Consider the following 17400-nt stretch of genomic DNA (forward strand, 5'->3'; position numbering starts at 1 on the left):
CAGGAGGCGTTGATCCGGCCTCCATGTCCGGCGCTATCATCGTCCCGCCTCCGATCCGGCTCAACCCCTACAGTCAGCATGGCTGGACAGGGCCGGGCAGATGGGGGAAATCTCGTGGCTTCTCAACAGGCCAGACATCCCGATATGAGCGCGAACGGTATTCTTCCCGACACACGGCTGACCGCCCTTTTCGAAAGCGGCGTCATCACCGCCGAGCGCCCGCCTGCGGACGGCCAGATCCAGCCGGCCAGCGTCGATCTGCGCCTGGGCGGGACGGCTTATCGCTTGCGCGCCAGCTTCCTGCCGGGGCGGAGCCGGACGGTCTCGGAATGCCTGGACAGCGATCTGAAAATGCACACGGTCGATTTGAGCCAGGGTGCGGTTCTGGAGACCGGCTGTGTCTATCTCGCGCCGCTGCAGGAGCGCCTGAAACTGCCGGCCGGTGTGACCGCGATGATGAACCCGAAAAGCTCGACCGGGCGGATCGATGTCTTCACGCGCGTGATCACCGATCATGGCGAGGCCTTCGACCGGGCGCCGGAAGGCTATGACGGTCCGCTCTATGCCGAGATCAGCCCGTGCACATTTTCCATTCTCGTCCATGAGGGCGATCGGCTTTCCCAGGTCCGTTTCCGCCAGGGCGTCCACACGCCGCTGCGGGACATTACGGTCAGTGTCGACCTGTCCGGTTTCGAGGACGGGATTGTCGGCTATCGCGCCCGGCGTCATGCCGGCCTGGTCGATCTGTCCAAGATCGGCGCGCATCCGGCCGCCCGTTTCTGGGAGCCGCTCTATGCGCCGGACAAGCGCCTGATCCTGGACCCGGGCGAGTTCTACATCCTGGCCTCGCGCGAAGCCGTGACGATAGGGTGTGACGAGGCGGCGGAGATGGCGCCGATTGCCACCGAGATCGGTGAGTTCCGGGCCCATTATGCCGGCTTCTTTGACCCGGGCTTCGGCACGGATGAGGCCGGCGGGACGGGCTCCCGCGCCGTGCTGGAAGTGCGCGGCCATGACGTGCCCTTCATCCTGGAACATTCCCAGGCCATCGCCCGCCTTGTTTACGAGCCGATGGCCGAACCTCCGGGGCGGGCCTATGGCCAAGTGTCATCGAACTATCAGAAGCAGGGACTGAAATTGTCGAAGTTTTTCGTCTGATTTCATCTGGTTTCCTGATGCGCAGCCTTGAAATCGGGCAGGCGTCGATCAATCCTTCATGAAACAGCCATGTGGGGCGGCTGCTAGTGGAGGGGTATATGTACCGATTTTTGTCGATAATTCTGGCACTTGTGGCCGGGAGCGCTGTGCATGCACAGATTCCGGTTCCGTCCATCGACGATTACGCAGCCATGACAAACATGTCATCTGTGCGAATCTCACCGAATGGCGAGCGCATCGTTTTCATCACCGGGGCGTCCCGGGAAGAGCGCAGCATTGTGGTCTATTCGCTGACGGGCGAAGGCACGAACGTGATTGATGCCGGGGATGACCAGGTTCTGGCTGCGATCACCTGGCTGAACGATGAATACCTGCTCGCCACCTATTCCGACCGCCGCGATCTGGCGCGCGAAGGTGAACGTGCGGACGTGTTCCGTCCTTATGTGCTGCGCTATGATGGTGAGCGCAATTTCGAGCTGAATCGTGCGGCGAGCTTGGCCAACCGGGACATCTCCAATCCGGACAGTTTCCTGGCCTGGCTGCCGGTCCTCCAGGACAATCGCGGCTCGCGCTCGGCCGGCGACGGTGTGGAGCGGGCTGTTGGCCTGTTTGAGCAACGTTTCACCCGTGACCGTGACCGCCGTCGCGTCTTCATCGGTGATGGCGGCTACAATTATGTCCTCAACACCGAGAATGAGCCGGTCGTTCGCTACAATTTCGAGGACGGCCAGTTCGAGCTTTGGGCCAACCGCGACGGTAGTGGCTGGCGCCGTGTCTACACCGAGCGTCTCGAGCGCGAGCAATTCCGCTTCGGCGCACGAGAGTCCAATCGCTGGAATGGCCGCATGACCGGTATTTCCGGTCTCGATGTGACCGGTCGCTATGGCTATTTCACCTCGCGGGTGAATGACGACAAGGCTGCCGTCTTCCGCTTTGACTTCGAAACCGAGGAAATCGAAGGCCCGATCATCCAGTCAGACCTGGCCGATGTCGGCTCCTTCATTCGCGACTGGCGGAACAATGCCATCATCGGTGTGAGCTGGCAGGAAGAGCGTCAGCGCGTCGAGTATTTCGACCCGCAATTCGCCGCCATTCAGACGCAGATTGAAGGCTTCTTCCCGGATTCCAATGTGGATCTGGTCAGCTGGGACGCGGACTTCCGCCGCATCATCATCGGTATCGAAGCCGGCGATGTGGCGCTGACTTACTATCTGCTGGATACGTCCACCGGTCAGGTGGCTCTGCTGGCTTCGGCTTATGAGCGCATTCCGGATGAGGCCGTCGCTTCCGTCGAGGTGGTTCATTACGAAGCCCGCGACGGTATGGACTTGTTCGGCTATCTCACCCTGCCGCCGGGTCGTGAGGCCCAGGATTTGCCGCTGGTCATGCTGCCGCATGGTGGCCCGCAGGCGCGCGACTATTACGGCTTCGATCCGTGGGCCCAATTCCTGGCTTCGCGTGGTTATGCGGTCTTCCAGCCGGAATTCCGCGGTTCCGAGGGCTTTGGCCGGAACTTCATCCGCGCCGCCCATGGCGAATGGGGCCAGGCCATGCAGGATGATGTCAGTGACGCCGTCCAGCATCTGGTGGATGCCGGCGTGGCGGATGCTGACCGGGTTTGCCTGTTCGGCTGGAGTTATGGCGGTTACGCCGCCCTGGCCGGTGCGACGCTGACGCCTGACCTCTATCGTTGTGTCATCGCCGGGGCTCCCGTGTCGGACGTCCTGGCCATGATGGAATACGAGCAGGGCCGTTTCGGCGGGGGTTCGCTGACCTATTGGGCCGAATATATCGGTGACTGGCGCCGCGAGCGCGAGCAGATGATCGCCATTTCGCCGGCGCGTCAGGCGGCCAATGTCCAGGCGCCGCTGATGATCATCCATGGCACGGATGACCTCATCGTGCCGTTCGAGCAGGCGGAAATCATGGCGGAAGCCATGGATGCCGTCGGCAAGCCCTATGAACTGGTCGCCATCCAGGATGGTCCGCACCAGTCCTACCGGATGACCGTGGAGAATGTGACGGAGCTTTACACGGCTCTGGAACGCTTCCTGTTCGAGCATAATCCGCCGGATCCGCAATAGATCCAGCGGCAAGAATGACGAGCGGGCCGGGGATCTCCCCGGCCCGTTTGTGTATCTGCCCGCTTTTCGCGGCCGTGGACTTGCGTATAACCTCGTCCGGCGCAGCGCGGGTGTAGCTCAATGGTAGAGCAGGAGCTTCCCAAGCTTAAGACGAGGGTTCGATTCCCTTCACCCGCTCCATCGCGCTTTTCCAAACCGTTTGCCTGCCCAATCCGGCCTGCCTAGTCTGGCAGCGGGAGGAATGGCATGGCGGGATTGCGGATAGCAGGCTTGGTTCTTTGCGCCTGGATTGCGGGCGCGCTGGGGTGCGGAGCGGTACTGGCCCAGGAGGCACCGTCGCAGCAGGAACGGCTGGTCGCCGAGGTCGAGGCCCATGAGCGCTTCTTCCGATATGTCGATCTGCCGGATCTGAGGGATTTGCAGGCCTCCTTGCGTGTCCTGCGCGGGCAGGCTGGCGCGTGTCCGCTGGAATGTGAGGCGCCCGATTGCGCCGGACTTGTCGCCTCGCTGGCGGCGGCGGACCAGATCGACATGTCGCTCATGCAGCTGGTCGATGTTCTGGATCATCTCCACGATCTGGAAGTCCGGCATCTGGCCTCCTTGCAGGGCGAGGCCGTGCTCGCGGAGGACCGGTTCCGGCAGGATGCGGAGATCCTCGTCTATCAGCGCTTCCTGGTCGAAGTGGCCGGCCATATCACCAATACGGTTTTCGTCTTCGGGGATATCGAGTCGGCCCTGGAGGCCGGGGCGGACGCCAATGTGATCCAGCTGGCCTATGATCTCAGCGAGCTGGCCGGTGACATGGACTCTCTCTCGCGCGGTATGCTCGGCCTCACCAGCGCGTCATCGAGTGGGTTCGAACAGGAGATGGCCACGCTGCGGTCCGAGCTGGGCAATGTCGCGAATATTGCCGGCGGCAAGGATGTCCGGCTCAACGCGCTCGCCATCATTGCCCGGCGCATGGTGGCGCTGGGTCAGGCCGAGATGGAGCGCCGTCAGGCCGAGGTGGATGCCTTGCAGCGTGAGGCCTATCGCGAGCGCCGCGAAGTGGACCAGGCCCTGACCCGCACCCATGCGCTGGCCGTCCAGGCGGCTCTGTTGCGCACCCTTGCAGCCGAGGCACGCCAGACAGCCGATGCGCTGGCACCGTGCGCGGCAACCTGCCGGGCGAGTGCACCGCCCGCGCAAGTCTTGCACCTCTTCCTGGCAGACCCGGCACGCGGCGGTAATCCAGATCGGCTGGACCAGGCCGCGATCGAGGATTTGCGGACCCTCATCGCCACCAGCGCCCGTGTCTTGCGGGAAGGCTGGCAGCCTGACTGCGAGCCTGTGGCTGACGCCGAGGAGACGGAAACGGATCTGGCCGCGGTCCTGGCGCCCCCCGGTCCGGACGCGGAGCTCGCGCGCCAGGTCTGCTTCGGCATGAGCCGGGTGGGCGCCGTACAGGCCTTTGATGGGGATCTGCAAGCGCGGCTGGCCACGCCGATGACGGGTTTCATGAATAGCTGCACCGCCTGGCATGAGCAGGTTCAGGCCTGGCCGCAGAATTATGCCAACCCGGCCCACGCCCAGGCCGTCTGTCAGGCCGAATGCACGATGATGGGGGATTATGACCGCTACATCCTCGCCCAGTCGCCGGTCGCGATCGCGCATGTGGCCCGGCTGGATGAAGCCGATCGTGCCCGGCAGAGGCGGGCGCTGGATGACGAACTGGCCGGATTGGCGATCAGTCTGCGCCTGGCGCGGCGTGCAGACTCTGCGCCGCAAGGCTGGGAGGGCTGGCCCGATGAAGCCGCGCTTGAGGCGCAGCGGGTCGCCTTGCTCGATCGGCGCGAAGCCCTCAGCGAAGCTTCGCTCTGGGCACAGGCGCAGACGCAATATTGGCGGCAGGCCGAGTCGCCGCAGATGATGCGATGCCTGTCGCCCGAGGCGATTGCCGAGCGCGCGTCCCAATGCCGGGCGGCCTGCGGTACGAATGCCGCGCCGCCGCTCTCCTGCGTCAATCCGGCTCCGAGCTGGATCGGACGTTTGGGCGAGGCGCTGTATCCGCCCTCCCATCCCCAACGCACGGCTTTCGAGGCGCAGTTCGGGGCTTCCGGCCCTGTGACGCCGGGTGGGCCGCTGCCGGGCGGAACGCCCTTGCCCGGTCCGGTGCCCTTGCCCCAGGCTCCCGCAATGCCGCCAGTCCAGCCGCTCGTGGTGGACCCGGTTCCGGCACCTCAGCCCGTACCCATTCCGGTTGATCCGGAGGATTGAAGCGGGTCCGTCTGGTCGCGTGTTGACACCGCGCGCCGCATCATTGGGTTGCAGGCTCGGTCTCAGCCTCTAGGGTGATCATCAGCACGTGAACTGAGCGTCCTGGGGGGAAGTATGCGTTCGATTCTTGGGGCCATTTCGATGGCCGCCCTGAGTGTATTTGCGCCGCTGGCGCTGTCCGCGCCGGCATCTGCGCAATCCGGCAATCTCGAGACATTCGCGACCTTGCCGAATATCTGGGATGCGGCGGTGTCGCCGGACGGGTCCTGGCTGGCGACCGGGTGCAGCCCGCGGGGTCTGCGCGAGATCTGTCTCTACAATCTGGCGACCGGCGAGCAGAATGTGATCCCGCAACAGGGCGAGGCGCGATTCACCAATCTCTACTTCCCGTCCAATGACTATCTGATCTTCTGGATCCAGACCTTTGAGGCCGTGGGTACCGCCAATGGTGTCGAGGAATACACGGTCAGCCGGGCGGTCTCCTTCAATCTGGAAACCAGCGAGGCGGCAGTCCTGCTCGGCAGATACGGCAATGTTGTCAATAATGACCGGGTTATTTCGTCGCTGATCAATGATCCTGACCGGGTGGCGATGGAGCTGTCACTCGTCCCGAGCGGCGGCAATAGCACCGGGTCTCGTATCGGTCAGAACCGTCGCTCCGTTGAGACGGTTGCCTATTCCGTCGATCTGGATGACGGCACGGTGGATGACGTCCTGGCGACCTCCCAGGGTTCGGTCCTGCATTATGTCCTCGATGCGGAAGGTGAGCCGGTCATGGAGATCCGGGTCAATACCGGTTCAGGCCGCTGGGAAGTGTTCAGTGCGGCCCGCGGTGAAGGCCGTGATGCCATCTTCTCCGCGGAATACCCGGCGGCCCGCCCCTATACCTACGGGCTGACCGGCGATCAGTCCGGTCTGGTCATCCGTTTCCCGGATATGGGTTTGCGCCGGTTGGATCTGGAGACCGGTGAGTTGTCGCCTTTCGTTATCCAGGACATGGACATGAGCGAGCGCGCGCCGATCTTCAATCGCTTCACCGGCAAGCTGGTCGGGTTTGGTTGGGTCGATGATTTGCCGCGGCAATTGTTCACGGACCGCAATCTGGAGGCCCTGCAGGGCCAGTTGCGGGACATTCTGACCGAGGACAGTTTCGTGTTCCGGAGCTGGGCGCAGAACTATTCCAAGATCGTTATCGAGGCCCGCGATATCGGCCAGCCGGCCAGTTTCTATCTGCTCGACCTGACCACGGGCGGTCTGGGCCTGTTGGACAGCGAAATGAGCCTGGCCGACGGACAGGCGGTCGGTTCACGCCGCTACATCTCCTATCCCGCGTCGGACGGGCTCGACATCGGAGCCTGGCTGACCACGCCGCCGGGCTGGGTGGAGGGCGATCCGGCCTTGCCGCTCATCCTTCTGCCGCATGGTGGCCCCCAGGCCAGTGATGATGGCCGGTTCGAGTGGTGGTCCGCCTATTATGCGGATCTGGGTTATGCCGTGCTGCAGCCGAATTTCCGGGGTTCCACCGGCCGGGGCTGGGATTATGTGACCGCCGGTCATGGCGGGTTCGGCACGCGGATGATCGATGACATCACGGATGGTGCCGATTATCTGCGCGAACAGGGCATCGCCCTGGACCAGCCTTACTGTGCCGTCGGGGCCAGCTATGGCGGTTATGCCGCGCTGATGGCGGCCATTCGCGACAGCGAAGATGTGGCCTGTGTGGTGAGCTTTGCCGGTGTGACCAATCCGTTCGGCCTGCTGGCCAGCGGCTATAACCGCAGCGGCGTGCGTTATTGGGAACAATATATGGGCAGCCGTTTTTCCGATGATGATTATCAGGAAAGCATCACGCCCACCGCGCAGACGGCGGCTCTGACCATGCCGCTCCTGGTCCTGCACGGGGATGAGGACACGACGGTGCCGATCGACCAGTTCACCGGGCTGCGCCGGGCTATGGAAGGCCGCTCCAATGTACGCTTCGTGCAGATGGAGGGCGCCAACCACTATCTCGATCGGGCTTCGGACCGCGAGACCCTGTTGCGTGAAAGCGGGGACTTCCTGCTGCAGCACCTGCCGGTTCGCTAAGCGTTCAGTCCGGTTTCAGGAAAGGGCGGTTGCACTGGCAGCCGCCCTTTTTGCTGCGCGTCAGAAGCGGCGGACACTGCCCGGTTCAAAACCGGTGAATTCGACCAGATGGACAATCAGGAAGAGGCCCAGCCCGGCGGCGATGATGGCGATCAGCGTCCAGGGGATGAGGCGCGGACCCTTTTCCGGGCGGACGGGTTGTCCGGCCCGCCAGCGGGCGAGGATGAAAAGGGCGATGATGGCGCCGAGCCCGATGAGGGTGGCGGGGAGCGAGAGATAGATGATCCGCCTCCGGACTGGGCCGACACACCATGTTCGGTCTTCTCCCAAAGATAGGGAGCGCGGACGAGTTGATACAATGCCCGGACTGCAGGCCAGAGTTTCAGTGCGTCATAGACAGGCTGTGTGAACAGGGCAAAGGCGCAGGGTGTCAGCCCGGCGCGCCGGGCGGCGACAAGCGCACACAGTGCGCTGGCCGTATAGCCCAGTCCCAGAATGCCCAGGAGAAGGGGTGCGCCGGGATCTCCCGCGAGCAGGCGCCGCAAGGCAATCAGTCCGATCAGCAGGCCCGGCGCACAACACAGGGCGGAGAGCAGTGTCCCGCCCAGGGTGAGGGCAAGCGCCATCCGGTCCCGGCGGGTGCGGGCCTGGGGCCAGTGAACGGCCAGGGTCTGGAGATAGCCTTTCAGCCAGCGTGTGCGCTGGGGCATCCAGGCGGCGAGGCCCAGGGGCGCTTCCTCCAGCGTCATCGGTTCGATCACGTCGCAATGGAAGCCGAAATTGTGCAGGCGCAGACCCAGATCGGCATCTTCGGTGACATTCCAGGCGTCCCAGGCACCGGCGGCGCGCAAATGCCGGGTCCGGAAGTAATTGCTTGTCCCGCCCAGCGGCAGGGGCCAGCGCAGGCGGCGATAGAGCGGCAGCAGGGCGTGGAAATGCGCCGCATATTCCAGTGTGAATTGCCGGGTGATCCAGCTTTCCCGCCCGTTGAACCAGTTGAGCGGAGCCTGCAGACAGGCCAGTCCCGCCGCGCCGGCGGCAAAGCTTTCTGCGGCGGCCCGCAATTGTCCGGGATGCGGCCGGTCTTCCGCATCATAGACCGCCAGGATGTCGCCTGTGCAATGGCGCAGGGCCTGGTTTAGGGCGCGCGGCTTGGTGCGGGGCTCGCCATGGGGGACGAGTATGGTGCGGACATGGGCTGGCAGGTCGAGGCGGGCCAGTGCGCTGCGCGTCTCGCTGTCATCGCATTCCAGCGCCAGCAGGATTTCCAGCCGGTCGCGGGGATAGTCGATCTGCTCCAGCGCGCGCAGCAGACGCGGCAGGACGGCGGCTTCGCGATAGAGCGCGACGACCAGGCTGGCGCGGGGCAGGGCGCTTTCGCCCAGATTCTGCCGGGGTGCCCAGCGGACCGGCTGGCAAGCGGCGATCACCCGCAATCCGGCCTGGGCTGCCAGGAGCGGAAGGATGAGAAAGCCCAGCACGGCCAGGCCCAATGGCCCGCCCAGCCCGGTTGCCAGAATGGCGAAAGGTGTCAGACCGCCCAGGAGAATGAGGCTGAGCGGTACGGGGTTGAGCCGGGCGCTGAACTGCGGGGCTTTCCGGGCCAGCCCGCTGGAGGCTTCCTCCGCCCACAAATGCTGCAGAAGGGAGAGAATGGGGGGCCGTGTCCGGACCGGTTGGGGCCGGGCTGTCAGCGCGACAGGGCGGGTGTCGTCCGTGACTGGCAAGCCGTCCATGGGCGGGCATCCTGTTCCATGCAGGTTGCAAGAACAGCATGAATGCACGCAAAAGGCGAGTCTGCGCTCTTATGCACCCTTGGGATTGAAGATGAAGCGGAAGCGCGGCTGGTCGAAATCATCGCTGTCCAGTTCGAACACACAGGCCGTTGCTGTGGGATAGCCCAGCGGCAAATGGCCGGTGGCGTCGCAACGCTGGGCCAGCTTGTGCGCAAATCCGCCAATCCCGGGATTGTGCCCGACCAGGAGCAGGGTCTCGCATTCGCCCATCACGCTTTTCACGGCCCGTTCCAGCATGTCGGTGGAGGCGTGATAGAGCGCCATCGGATCATCCACCTTGGGCGAGCCGATCTGGGGAATGAGTTGTTCGAAGGTCTGCCGTGTCCGCCAGGAAGGGGAGACCAGCGCCCGGTCGACTTTCAGGCCTTCATCCTGCAGCGCATCGGCTGCCGCCGCGCTGTCCTCGCGTCCCCGCGCTGTCAGGCCCCGCTGGAAATCATCCTCGGCTTCCAGGCGGTCAACAGCCTTGGCATGGCGCATCAGGATCAGCGTGGTCGGCATGGGCAAACGGCTCGTCTGAGAGGGTGGAACAGGCGGATTGATGTGCCCTGCGGCCCGGAAATTTCACCCTCCGGAACGGGCCCGGATACTCCTAGAGTGTTTTGCCCGGCATTTGAACCGCGGGCGTGGGCGGGCCCGGATTTCATCGGCTTGTAAAGTACGCTTGACGTAAAGCGTTCTTTCCATCATAACGTAAAGCACACTTTACAAGAAGGAGCTCGATATGACCCTGCGTGACTGGTTTGGTAATCTGCAAGAGGCCGGCGAAACGCCGAGCCTGGTGTCCCTGGCCCTGTTTGCGGCCGTCTTCCTGCCGTCCATTTTCCTGGTCGGCTTGGTGGGGCCCTGGCTCGACATGATCCGCGATGCTGTGGCCGTGCTGTCCACGGAAATGAAGATAGCCGGGATGACCGTCTTCATTCTGGGCCTCATGGCCCTTGCACGTATTTTTGTTCTTCTCTTCGGTGACAAGGATGGCGCAGCATGAGCCCGTCTGAGCGTCAAGCATCGGTCAGCCAGCGCTATTTCTGGCGGACCTTCGTCTCCATGATGGCCTTCACGGCGATCCTGGTGGCGATCGACAAGACACTGGACCCGTCCCGCAATGGCTGGGATGCGATTTCAGCCTGGCCCCTGGTCGTCCTGACCTGTCTGCCGCTTCTCGTCTATGGCTATGAAGTCGTGCGCTATGTGCGCTCGATTGATGAGATGCTGGCGCGCATGCAGGTGCGGGCGGCCGCCATCGCCACACTCGCCATGCTGCTCGCCAGTGCATTCTTCGGTGTGGCGGAAATCTATGGCGTGATGGACCCGCTCAACATGACCATGCTCCTGCCCATCGCCGCTGTGGTGCACAGTATCGCCTCCATGGTCCAGCAGGTGCAGGTGCGATGAAGAACCGGCTCAAGGAATTGCGCGGCGAGAAGGGTTGGAGCCAGCAGGCGCTGGCCGACCATCTCGATGTGTCCCGCCAGACCATCAACGCACTGGAGACGGGCAAGTACGACCCCTCCCTCCCGCTCGCCTTCAAGATCGGCCGCCTGTTCGGCCAGCCGATCGAGACGATCTTTGATGATGGGGAGGGCGTCTAGTCCAGCGTCCGCCGGTATCTCAGCATGGCGAGCGTCGCAATCACCGCGAAGATGACCGCCAGCGGCCAGATGTCGTGGATCACGTCTTCCAGCCCTGCCCCTTTGAGCATGATCGAGCGGACCGCGTGGATGAAATGCGTGGTCGGCAGGGCCTGGCCGAGGGTTTGGGCCCAGGCGGGCATGCCGGCAAAGGGGAACATGAAGCCGGACAGGAGAATGGAGGGCAGGAAGATGAAAAAGGTCATCTGCATGGCCTGCATCTGGCTGCGCGCTACGGTCGAGAACAAAAAGCCCAGCGAGAGATTGACCAGGATGAAGAGCGAGACCGCTGCCAGAAAGGCGAGCGGGGAGCCCAGAAAGGGCACGCCGAAGAGGAGGCGTGCGCCGGTCAGCAGGATCGCCACCTGGATGGAGCCGACGAAGACATAGGGCGTGATCTTGCCGATCATCACCTCATGCGGCCGTGTCGGCGTCGCCAGCAGGGTTTCCAGCGTGCCTCGCTCGGCCTCTCGCGTGAGCGCCATGGAGGTCATCATCGCCATCGTCATGGTCAGGATCACACCGAGCAGGCCCGGCACGATATTGAGCGCCGTGCGTCCAGCCGGATTGAAGCGGCGATGGATCACCGTCTCCACCGGCGGGTGCATCTCGCCCAGCATGGGGGCGAGCGCTTCCTGCACCAGGGTCGGGAAGGCGCCGGCGCCGGCTCCGGCCGCAACCGGGTCGGAGGCATCCGCATCCAGCAGGATTTGTGGCCGGTCACCGCGCAACAGGTCGCGTTCGAAATTGGGCGGAATGGTCACCACGAAGAGGACATCGCCGCTTTGCAGGGCGCTTTCGGTCTCCTCAGCCGAAGTGGTCAGGCCGATGAGGTCGAAATATTCCGAGGTCTCCATCGCCTGGGTGATGGCGCGGCTGGCCGGGCCATTATCCCCCATCTCCACCAGGGTGGGCAGATGGCGCGGATCGGTATTGATGGCATAGCCGAACAGAAGGAGCTGCATGACCGGAATGCCGACCATCATGCCGAAGGTCAGCCGGTCGCGGAGCATCTGGATGAATTCCTTGCCCATGATGGCGAGGATCCGGGAGAAGCTGGTCACTGGAAATTGTCCTCCGACCCGGTCATCAGCCAGATGAAGGCTTCTTCCAGCCCCGTCTTCGCCTTTTCCACAATCAGCCCGTCCTGTCCGCGCCAGGGGGCAATCGCGCGCTCCAACCGTTCGGCATCGCGGCCGGAGACATGCAGGGCCGAGCCGAACCGGGCGATCTGGTCGACGCCGTCGGCACCGTGCAGGGCGTCATAGATGGGCTGCAGCCCCTTGCCCTCGATCCGCCAGGTGACCAGGCCGACCCGTTCGGGAATATCAGCCGAGGGCGCATCGATCAGCTTCTTGCCATAGGCGATGAAGGCGATGTTATCGCACTGGACCGCCTCATCCATGTAGTGGGTCGAGACCAGCACGGTGACGCCCTTGCGCGCCAGAACCCGGATCCGGTCCCAGAAATCGCGGCGGGCCTTGGGATCGACGCCGGCGGTGGGTTCGTCCAGCAGGAGCAAGCCGGGATCGTGCATCGAGGCGGCCGCCAGGGCGAGGCGCTGTTTCCAGCCGCCCGAGAGCGTGTCCGCCAGCTGGTCGGCGCGCGGGGCGAGGGCGTATTCCTCCAGCGCCGCATCGACAACGGATTTCGTGTTCTTCAGCGCATGCAGGCGCGCCATGAAGGTGAGGTTCTCGCGGACGGTCAGATCGCCATAGAGCGAGAATTTCTGCGTCATATAGCCGACGCGGGATTTGATCTGGCGGCTCTCATGAATGATGTCATGACCCAGAGCCGTGCCGCCGCCGGCATCGGGTTTCAGCAGCCCGCACATCATGCGGATCGTCGTCGTCTTGCCGGACCCGTTGGGGCCGAGAAAGCCATAGATCCGGCCCTTGGGAACCTGCATCGAGAAATCATCGACGACGGTCTTCTCACCAAAACGTTTGGTCAGGCGTTGCACATCGATGGCGAGGCTTTCGCTCATTCTTGCGGCTCGAAGCGCAGGGGAGTGCCGGGCGGCGGGGGTGTCCCGTCGAAAATGGCCTCGGCGCGCCAGACCAGACGATCGCGTTCATTATCGGAATAAATGACAGGCGGGGTGAATTCCGCGTCTTCGGCAATTGTGGAAATGCGGGCTGTCAGACCGGCCGCGCAGCCATCACAGCTGACGCGCAAACGGGTGCCCACCGGCAGGCCGGACAGTTGAGTCTCTGGAATGAAGAGCAGGGCATGGACGGCACTCTCGGGCAGGAAATCATAGACGGGCTGGGCCGGGCCGGCCATTTCTCCGGCAAAGCGGATCTGGCGGTGGATGCGGCCGTCGGTGGGCGCGTGCACATAGCGCCGGGCCTGAAGATCGGCCAACCGGTCCAGCTCGGCATCGGCGGCGCGGATATCGGCCTGCAAGGCCCGCAAGGCATTCTCCCGGGCCGGCAATTGCACGAGGCTGAGGCGCTGGCGCATTTCCGCGACCCGGGCGCGGGCCGCTTGGTCGGCGGTCTCGGCCTGGTCGAGACGGGCTTGGCTGACATGGCCCTGGGTGAAGAGGTCTTGCGTGCGCTCCAGCGCTTCGGCCGTGTCGCGGGCGGCGGCCTGGGCCTGGGTCAACTGATCGCGCGCCGCAGCAATCTCCGGCGCACGGGCACCGGCAGCGGCATCATCGAACCGGGCGGTGGCGGCTTCCAGCCGGGCTTCGGCGGCCAGAACGGCGGCTTCTTCCTGTTGGTCGTCGAGACGGAAGAGCAGCGCCCCTTCCTCGATCCTGTCCCCTTCGGCGGACAGTGTTTCCACGATCCGGCCCGCCGTGTCGGGCGCGATCGTGATGAAATCGCCCTCGGCATAGCCGTGCAGCGCATTGGCGTCCTCGTCCTGACAGGCGGCCAGACTCAGGCCGGCGGCGAGAAGCAGGTGGTAAAGGGCAAGCTTGCGCATCAGGCAGCCTTTTCGCGCGGGACCAGTCCGTAAAGGACGAGGTCGCAGATCGCCCCGGCCATGTCGGCCGGGTCGGAGATGTCCTGCGGTTGCAGATCGAAAATCGTGGTCAGAACCATATGCGCCATGCAGGGCCCGCCCATGAGGCGCATCAGCGCATCCGTGTCGACACGGCGGAACCGGCCCGCCTCCACCCCGGCTTCCAGCAGGGCGGACATGGCACGGCGGGCAATGTCCAGAACCTGGCTGCGATAGTGGGCCGCGATCTCCGGCGAGCGCCCGGCCTCGGTCAGGACCAGCCTGGGGGCTGCGGAAATGTCCGGGTCCGCCATGGCCGTCATCAGCATTTTCACAAGACTGCGCAGGGCGGTCTCTGGATCCTGCGGCGCGCCGATGGCAACCAATTGCTCGGCCGCGCGCGCCAGCTTGCCGGCGGACTGCTCGACCAGCGCGCTCAGCATGGCGTCCTTGGATGGGAAGTAGAGATAGACCGCGCCCTTGGAGAGGCCGGCCCGTTTGGCGATGTCCTCGACACGGGCCTGGGCGAAACCCTGTTCTGTGAACACGGCGAGCGCCGCATCCAGGATTTCATCCGGCCGGGCTTCGGGGCGGCGTTTGCGGTGCGTCTGGGGCATGGTCGCATTATAACTGACCGGTCAGTCATTAACAACGAGATTTGCGGCGGGGCGATTTTTCTGGGGCGAAGTTGGCGAAGCAGCTTAGAAAAAGGCGGCAGGGAGGTGCCCATGTTCGAGACCTACTACACCGCGCTCCACATCCTGATCGCTCCGGCCTGGCTGCTGTTGGCCTTCGCGCCTGGCTGGATCTGGACACGGCGCATCGTGCACACGGCGCTCTTTCCGCTCATCCTGGCGGCGATCTATCTGAGCTTCCTCAGCGCGGGCATCGTCTTTGGCCAAGCGCATCACGATGCCGGCATGTCGACGCTGGCGGCCGTTATGGCGCTTTTCTCCCACCCGGTGGGCGTGCTGACAGGCTGGACGCATTTCCTGGTCTTCGACCTGTTTGTCGGCGCCTGGATCGCCCGCGACGCACTGCGGGTCGGCCTGTCGAAATGGGTCGTCCTGCCCGCCCTGGTTTTCACCCTGATGTTCGGTCCGCTGGGGCTGGCGATCTACCTCCTCACGCGCCGGCTGACCGGCAAGGGCGGCTGGTCGCTGGACGAGCAGGCCGGCTAGCGCCGCTTGGGCAATTTGCCGTCACGGCGCGGGCTTTCGCCCTTCTTCAGCTTCCAGCGCTTCAGCAGGCCATCGACCGGGTGGACATAGAGCTTGCCCGGCGCAGGCTGGCCATCGCCCCAGGTCCAGAGCCAGGGCCAGACCCATTCGCCGTCGCGCCCGATCGAGGGGCGCAGGACGAAATCGTCCAAATGCTCCAGCACGTGTTGTTTCACCGTGTGACCCGGGTCCAGATGCGCCCCGATTTCGGCCCGGACCTTGTTCCAGGGACGTCCGACCTGCTGGCCAAGATAGCGTTTCAGCGGGGCGAGATTCTCGTTGAGCCATTTGGTCCGCGTGCCGTTTTCCTCACGCTGGCGCTTCAGGCCCTGTTTCTTGGGCAGATTGTCGCCCGCCTTGTTCAGCTTGCCGCGGGAGAGCTTGCGGGTGCGCCAGCCCCGGCGTGGGCGTTCGACGATCACCTTGAACATGTCCTCACGCATTTCATCCTCCCGCGGGAAAGCGGGCAGGGCCGTTTGGCCCTACCCTTTCACACACACGACCTGTTTGAGCGTGTGAACCACGTCCACCAGGTCACTCTGCGCCGCCATCACCGCGTCGATGTCCTTGTAGGCCATCGGCGTTTCATCGATGACGCCGGCATCCTTCCGGCACTCCACCCCCTGCGTCGCCTTGCGGTGATCGGCGAGGGTGAAGCTCTGCTTGGCCTTGGCCCGGGACATGGTCCGACCCGCTCCGTGCGAACAGGAGCAGAAGCTGTCGGCCACGCCCTTGCCGCGCACGATGAAGGACCGCGCGCCCATTGAGCCAGGAATGATCCCCAGCTGGCCCTCGCGCGCCGAGACGGCGCCCTTCCGGGTGAGCCAGACATCGGCCCCGAAATGGTGTTCCTGCGCCACGTAGTTGTGGTGGCAGTTCACCGCGGCCTTGTCGGTCTTGAACCGGCCCAGCGTGGTGCGGAGCGCGCCCAGGACGCGCGCCATCATCACTTCCCGGTTTTCCCGGGCATAGTCCTGGGCCCAGCCCACGGCCTCGACATAGTCGTCGAACAGCGGCTCGCCTTCGATGAAGAAGGCGAGGTCCTTGTCCGGCACATGGAAGTCCAGCACCCGGCGGGCGAGCTCCTCACGGGCCCGCTCGATGAAATAGGTGCCGATCATGTTGCCGGTGCCCCGGGAGCCGGAGTGCAGCATCACCCAGACACGGTCCTCTTCATCCAGGCAGAGCTCGATGAAATGATTGCCGCCGCCCAGCGTGCCCAGCTGACCGTCCACCTTGTGAGTGCCGATCTTCTTGTGCTTGGCCTTGATCAGGGCGAGCCGGTCCATCAGGCCCGACGTGTCCAGATGCGTGTCCACGCTGGCTGGCTTGTTGCGGTGGTCGCCACCCTTGCCATTGCCGACGGGGATGGCCCGTTCAATAGCGTCACGCGTTGCTTTCAGACTGTCCGGCAATTGCCGCGCCGTCAGGCTGGTCCGCACCGCCATCATGCCGCAACCAATGTCCACGCCGACCGCAGCCGGGATGATCGCACCCTTGGTCGGGATGACCGACCCCACCGTTGCACCGCGTCCGAAATGGACGTCCGGCATGGCCGCGACATGGCTGTGCACGAAGGGCAGGCCGGCGACATTGCGCAACTGGTCCACGGCACTGTCCTCGACGGGCACACCCTTGGTCCAGGCCTTGATCAGGCCGGTTTCGGTTTCAATGGCTTCAAACGCGGTCAACATGATTCTCACCCCCGCTTGCCGGCGGGGCCTTTCTCTTTCTTTCGTTGTGATGGTGGGCGCCCAAGGGGAGGATGCGTGTTGGGGTCACGCATCCTCCCGGGGCTGTTCCAGGCGGCCATTTGGGGGATAAGGGCGGCCAGCCGGAACAAAAAAGCCCTCCTCGAGCGGCGCTCGGGAGGGCGGGTCACCGGGACTGTGTCGGACAGTCTACCGGGTGATCTGCGATCCCTTTGCGCGCGCAAACGCGACCGGCCAAATGGCCGTGCGATCGAGGCGATATGTACGCTGAACCTGGTTCATGCTCGTCTCTTGCTGCGCACCCCGTATGGGGCGGTTGGTTAATCGGGATGCGGCTTATGAGCCTGCCCGGTTCGCCTTTCAAGCGAAATCGGCCCGTTGAATATGGCTATTCGTCTTGATGTGGCTTTTTCGCAACGAGATGGGCGGTGGCGGGCCCGTTCCGCAAACCCGCTCTGCGCGCCGCAGTGCTTGACGCTGTGCGCCTTCCCCTCTACCTCGCTCGG

At 64.2% G+C, this 17400-nt stretch carries 16 protein-coding genes and 1 tRNA gene; 9 read left to right on the forward strand and 8 right to left on the reverse strand.

What is annotated here, in order from left to right; translation table 11 throughout:
- Positions 1–144 precede the first annotated feature (144 nt).
- From I0K07_RS05345 to I0K07_RS05365, 5 genes are all read left to right on the forward strand, one after another.
- Entirely contained in the window at positions 145–1158 is a 1014-nt protein-coding gene (locus I0K07_RS05345; protein WP_203291882.1) for a 2'-deoxycytidine 5'-triphosphate deaminase, read from the forward strand.
- 200 nt (positions 1159–1358) lie between these two features.
- Positions 1359–3242 carry an alpha/beta hydrolase family protein gene (locus I0K07_RS05350; protein WP_203291787.1) on the forward strand — a complete coding sequence of 628 codons (1884 nt, stop codon included), beginning with the start codon at positions 1359–1361 and terminating at the stop codon, positions 3240–3242.
- Positions 3243–3348: 106 nt separating this feature from the next.
- A tRNA-Gly gene (locus tag I0K07_RS05355) sits at positions 3349–3422 on the forward strand.
- Between the two features lie 66 nt (positions 3423–3488).
- Positions 3489–5498: a hypothetical protein gene (locus tag I0K07_RS05360; protein WP_203291788.1), complete on the forward strand. Its 2010-nt coding sequence runs from the start codon at positions 3489–3491 to the stop codon at positions 5496–5498.
- A gap of 114 nt (positions 5499–5612) precedes the next feature.
- Positions 5613–7583, forward strand: coding sequence for an alpha/beta hydrolase family protein (locus I0K07_RS05365; protein ID WP_203291789.1), 1971 nt, complete (start codon positions 5613–5615; stop codon positions 7581–7583).
- 152 nt (positions 7584–7735) lie between these two features.
- Here I0K07_RS05365 and I0K07_RS05370 read toward each other — a convergent pair whose 3' ends face one another.
- Both I0K07_RS05370 and I0K07_RS05375 read right to left on the reverse strand, forming a co-directional pair.
- Positions 7736–9319, reverse strand: a complete 1584-nt coding sequence (locus I0K07_RS05370) for a glycosyltransferase (RefSeq protein WP_203291790.1) — start codon at positions 9317–9319, stop codon at positions 7736–7738.
- Positions 9320–9388: 69 nt separating this feature from the next.
- A complete protein-coding gene (locus I0K07_RS05375) occupies positions 9389–9880 on the reverse strand; it encodes a SixA phosphatase family protein (protein WP_203291791.1) in 492 nt (163 codons plus the stop codon).
- 223 nt (positions 9881–10103) lie between these two features.
- Here I0K07_RS05375 and I0K07_RS05380 point away from each other — a divergent pair, with 223 nt between their 5' ends.
- Genes I0K07_RS05380 through I0K07_RS05390 form a run of 3 tightly spaced genes read left to right on the forward strand, consistent with a single transcriptional unit; the run spans position 10104 to position 10971 of the window.
- Complete coding sequence (locus tag I0K07_RS05380; RefSeq protein WP_203291792.1) at positions 10104–10367, forward strand: hypothetical protein; 264 nt, start codon at positions 10104–10106, stop codon at positions 10365–10367.
- Positions 10364–10774: a hypothetical protein gene (locus I0K07_RS05385; protein WP_203291793.1), complete on the forward strand. Its 411-nt coding sequence runs from the start codon at positions 10364–10366 to the stop codon at positions 10772–10774. The genes I0K07_RS05380 and I0K07_RS05385 overlap by 4 nt, the downstream gene beginning before the upstream one ends.
- Positions 10771–10971, forward strand: coding sequence for a helix-turn-helix transcriptional regulator (locus I0K07_RS05390; protein WP_203291794.1), 201 nt, complete (start codon positions 10771–10773; stop codon positions 10969–10971). The genes I0K07_RS05385 and I0K07_RS05390 overlap by 4 nt, the downstream gene beginning before the upstream one ends.
- Here the strand turns inward: I0K07_RS05390 and I0K07_RS05395 are convergent.
- Genes I0K07_RS05395 through I0K07_RS05410 form a run of 4 tightly spaced genes read right to left on the reverse strand, consistent with a single transcriptional unit; the run spans position 10968 to position 14579 of the window.
- Positions 10968–12074, reverse strand: coding sequence for an ABC transporter permease (locus tag I0K07_RS05395; RefSeq protein ID WP_203291795.1), 1107 nt, complete (start codon positions 12072–12074; stop codon positions 10968–10970). The genes I0K07_RS05390 and I0K07_RS05395 overlap by 4 nt on opposite strands.
- Positions 12071–12997 carry an ABC transporter ATP-binding protein gene (locus I0K07_RS05400; RefSeq protein WP_203291796.1) on the reverse strand — a complete coding sequence of 309 codons (927 nt, stop codon included), beginning with the start codon at positions 12995–12997 and terminating at the stop codon, positions 12071–12073. Before I0K07_RS05400 ends, I0K07_RS05395 begins: the two co-directional genes overlap by 4 nt.
- Positions 12994–13944: an HlyD family secretion protein gene (locus I0K07_RS05405; protein WP_203291797.1), complete on the reverse strand. Its 951-nt coding sequence runs from the start codon at positions 13942–13944 to the stop codon at positions 12994–12996. The genes I0K07_RS05400 and I0K07_RS05405 overlap by 4 nt, the downstream gene beginning before the upstream one ends.
- Positions 13944–14579, reverse strand: coding sequence for a TetR/AcrR family transcriptional regulator (locus tag I0K07_RS05410; protein ID WP_203291798.1), 636 nt, complete (start codon positions 14577–14579; stop codon positions 13944–13946). Before I0K07_RS05410 ends, I0K07_RS05405 begins: the two co-directional genes overlap by 1 nt.
- A gap of 111 nt (positions 14580–14690) precedes the next feature.
- On the opposite strand from I0K07_RS05410, the gene I0K07_RS05415 reads away from it, so the two are divergent.
- Positions 14691–15143, forward strand: coding sequence for an ABA4-like family protein (locus tag I0K07_RS05415; RefSeq protein ID WP_203291799.1), 453 nt, complete (start codon positions 14691–14693; stop codon positions 15141–15143).
- Here I0K07_RS05415 and I0K07_RS05420 read toward each other — a convergent pair.
- The gene (locus I0K07_RS05420) at positions 15140–15625 is read right to left on the reverse strand and encodes a hypothetical protein (protein WP_203291800.1); all 486 of its coding nucleotides are present in this window, start codon (positions 15623–15625) and stop codon (positions 15140–15142) included. The genes I0K07_RS05415 and I0K07_RS05420 overlap by 4 nt on opposite strands.
- Before the next feature lie 39 nt (positions 15626–15664).
- Complete coding sequence (locus tag I0K07_RS05425) at positions 15665–16876, reverse strand: RtcB family protein (RefSeq protein ID WP_203291801.1); 1212 nt, start codon at positions 16874–16876, stop codon at positions 15665–15667.
- Between the last annotated feature and the right edge of the window lie 524 nt (positions 16877–17400).

Source organism: Maricaulis parjimensis, assembly GCF_016817355.1.
In the GTDB taxonomy this organism is placed as follows: Bacteria; Pseudomonadota; Alphaproteobacteria; order Caulobacterales; family Maricaulaceae; genus Maricaulis; species Maricaulis parjimensis.

Excerpts from the sequence above, each read along its gene's own strand:
- I0K07_RS05350 (WP_203291787.1), top strand. The coding sequence starts at position 1,359 with ATGTCATCTGTGCGAATCTCACCGAATGGCGAGCGCATCGTTTTCATC.
- I0K07_RS05400 (WP_203291796.1), bottom strand. The coding sequence starts at position 12,997 with ATGAGCGAAAGCCTCGCCATCGATGTGCAACGCCTGACCAAACGTTTT.
- I0K07_RS05415 (WP_203291799.1), top strand. The coding sequence starts at position 14,691 with ATGTTCGAGACCTACTACACCGCGCTCCACATCCTGATCGCTCCGGCC.
- I0K07_RS05365 (WP_203291789.1), top strand. The coding sequence starts at position 5,613 with ATGCGTTCGATTCTTGGGGCCATTTCGATGGCCGCCCTGAGTGTATTT.
- I0K07_RS05375 (WP_203291791.1), bottom strand. The coding sequence starts at position 9,880 with ATGCCGACCACGCTGATCCTGATGCGCCATGCCAAGGCTGTTGACCGC.
- I0K07_RS05370 (WP_203291790.1), bottom strand. The coding sequence starts at position 9,319 with ATGGACGGCTTGCCAGTCACGGACGACACCCGCCCTGTCGCGCTGACA.
- I0K07_RS05390 (WP_203291794.1), top strand. The coding sequence starts at position 10,771 with ATGAAGAACCGGCTCAAGGAATTGCGCGGCGAGAAGGGTTGGAGCCAG.
- I0K07_RS05360 (WP_203291788.1), top strand. The coding sequence starts at position 3,489 with ATGGCGGGATTGCGGATAGCAGGCTTGGTTCTTTGCGCCTGGATTGCG.
- I0K07_RS05405 (WP_203291797.1), bottom strand. The coding sequence starts at position 13,944 with ATGCGCAAGCTTGCCCTTTACCACCTGCTTCTCGCCGCCGGCCTGAGT.
- I0K07_RS05385 (WP_203291793.1), top strand. The coding sequence starts at position 10,364 with ATGAGCCCGTCTGAGCGTCAAGCATCGGTCAGCCAGCGCTATTTCTGG.
- I0K07_RS05425 (WP_203291801.1), bottom strand. The coding sequence starts at position 16,876 with ATGTTGACCGCGTTTGAAGCCATTGAAACCGAAACCGGCCTGATCAAG.
- I0K07_RS05380 (WP_203291792.1), top strand. The coding sequence starts at position 10,104 with ATGACCCTGCGTGACTGGTTTGGTAATCTGCAAGAGGCCGGCGAAACG.
- I0K07_RS05410 (WP_203291798.1), bottom strand. The coding sequence starts at position 14,579 with ATGCCCCAGACGCACCGCAAACGCCGCCCCGAAGCCCGGCCGGATGAA.
- I0K07_RS05420 (WP_203291800.1), bottom strand. The coding sequence starts at position 15,625 with ATGCGTGAGGACATGTTCAAGGTGATCGTCGAACGCCCACGCCGGGGC.
- I0K07_RS05345 (WP_203291882.1), top strand. The coding sequence starts at position 145 with ATGAGCGCGAACGGTATTCTTCCCGACACACGGCTGACCGCCCTTTTC.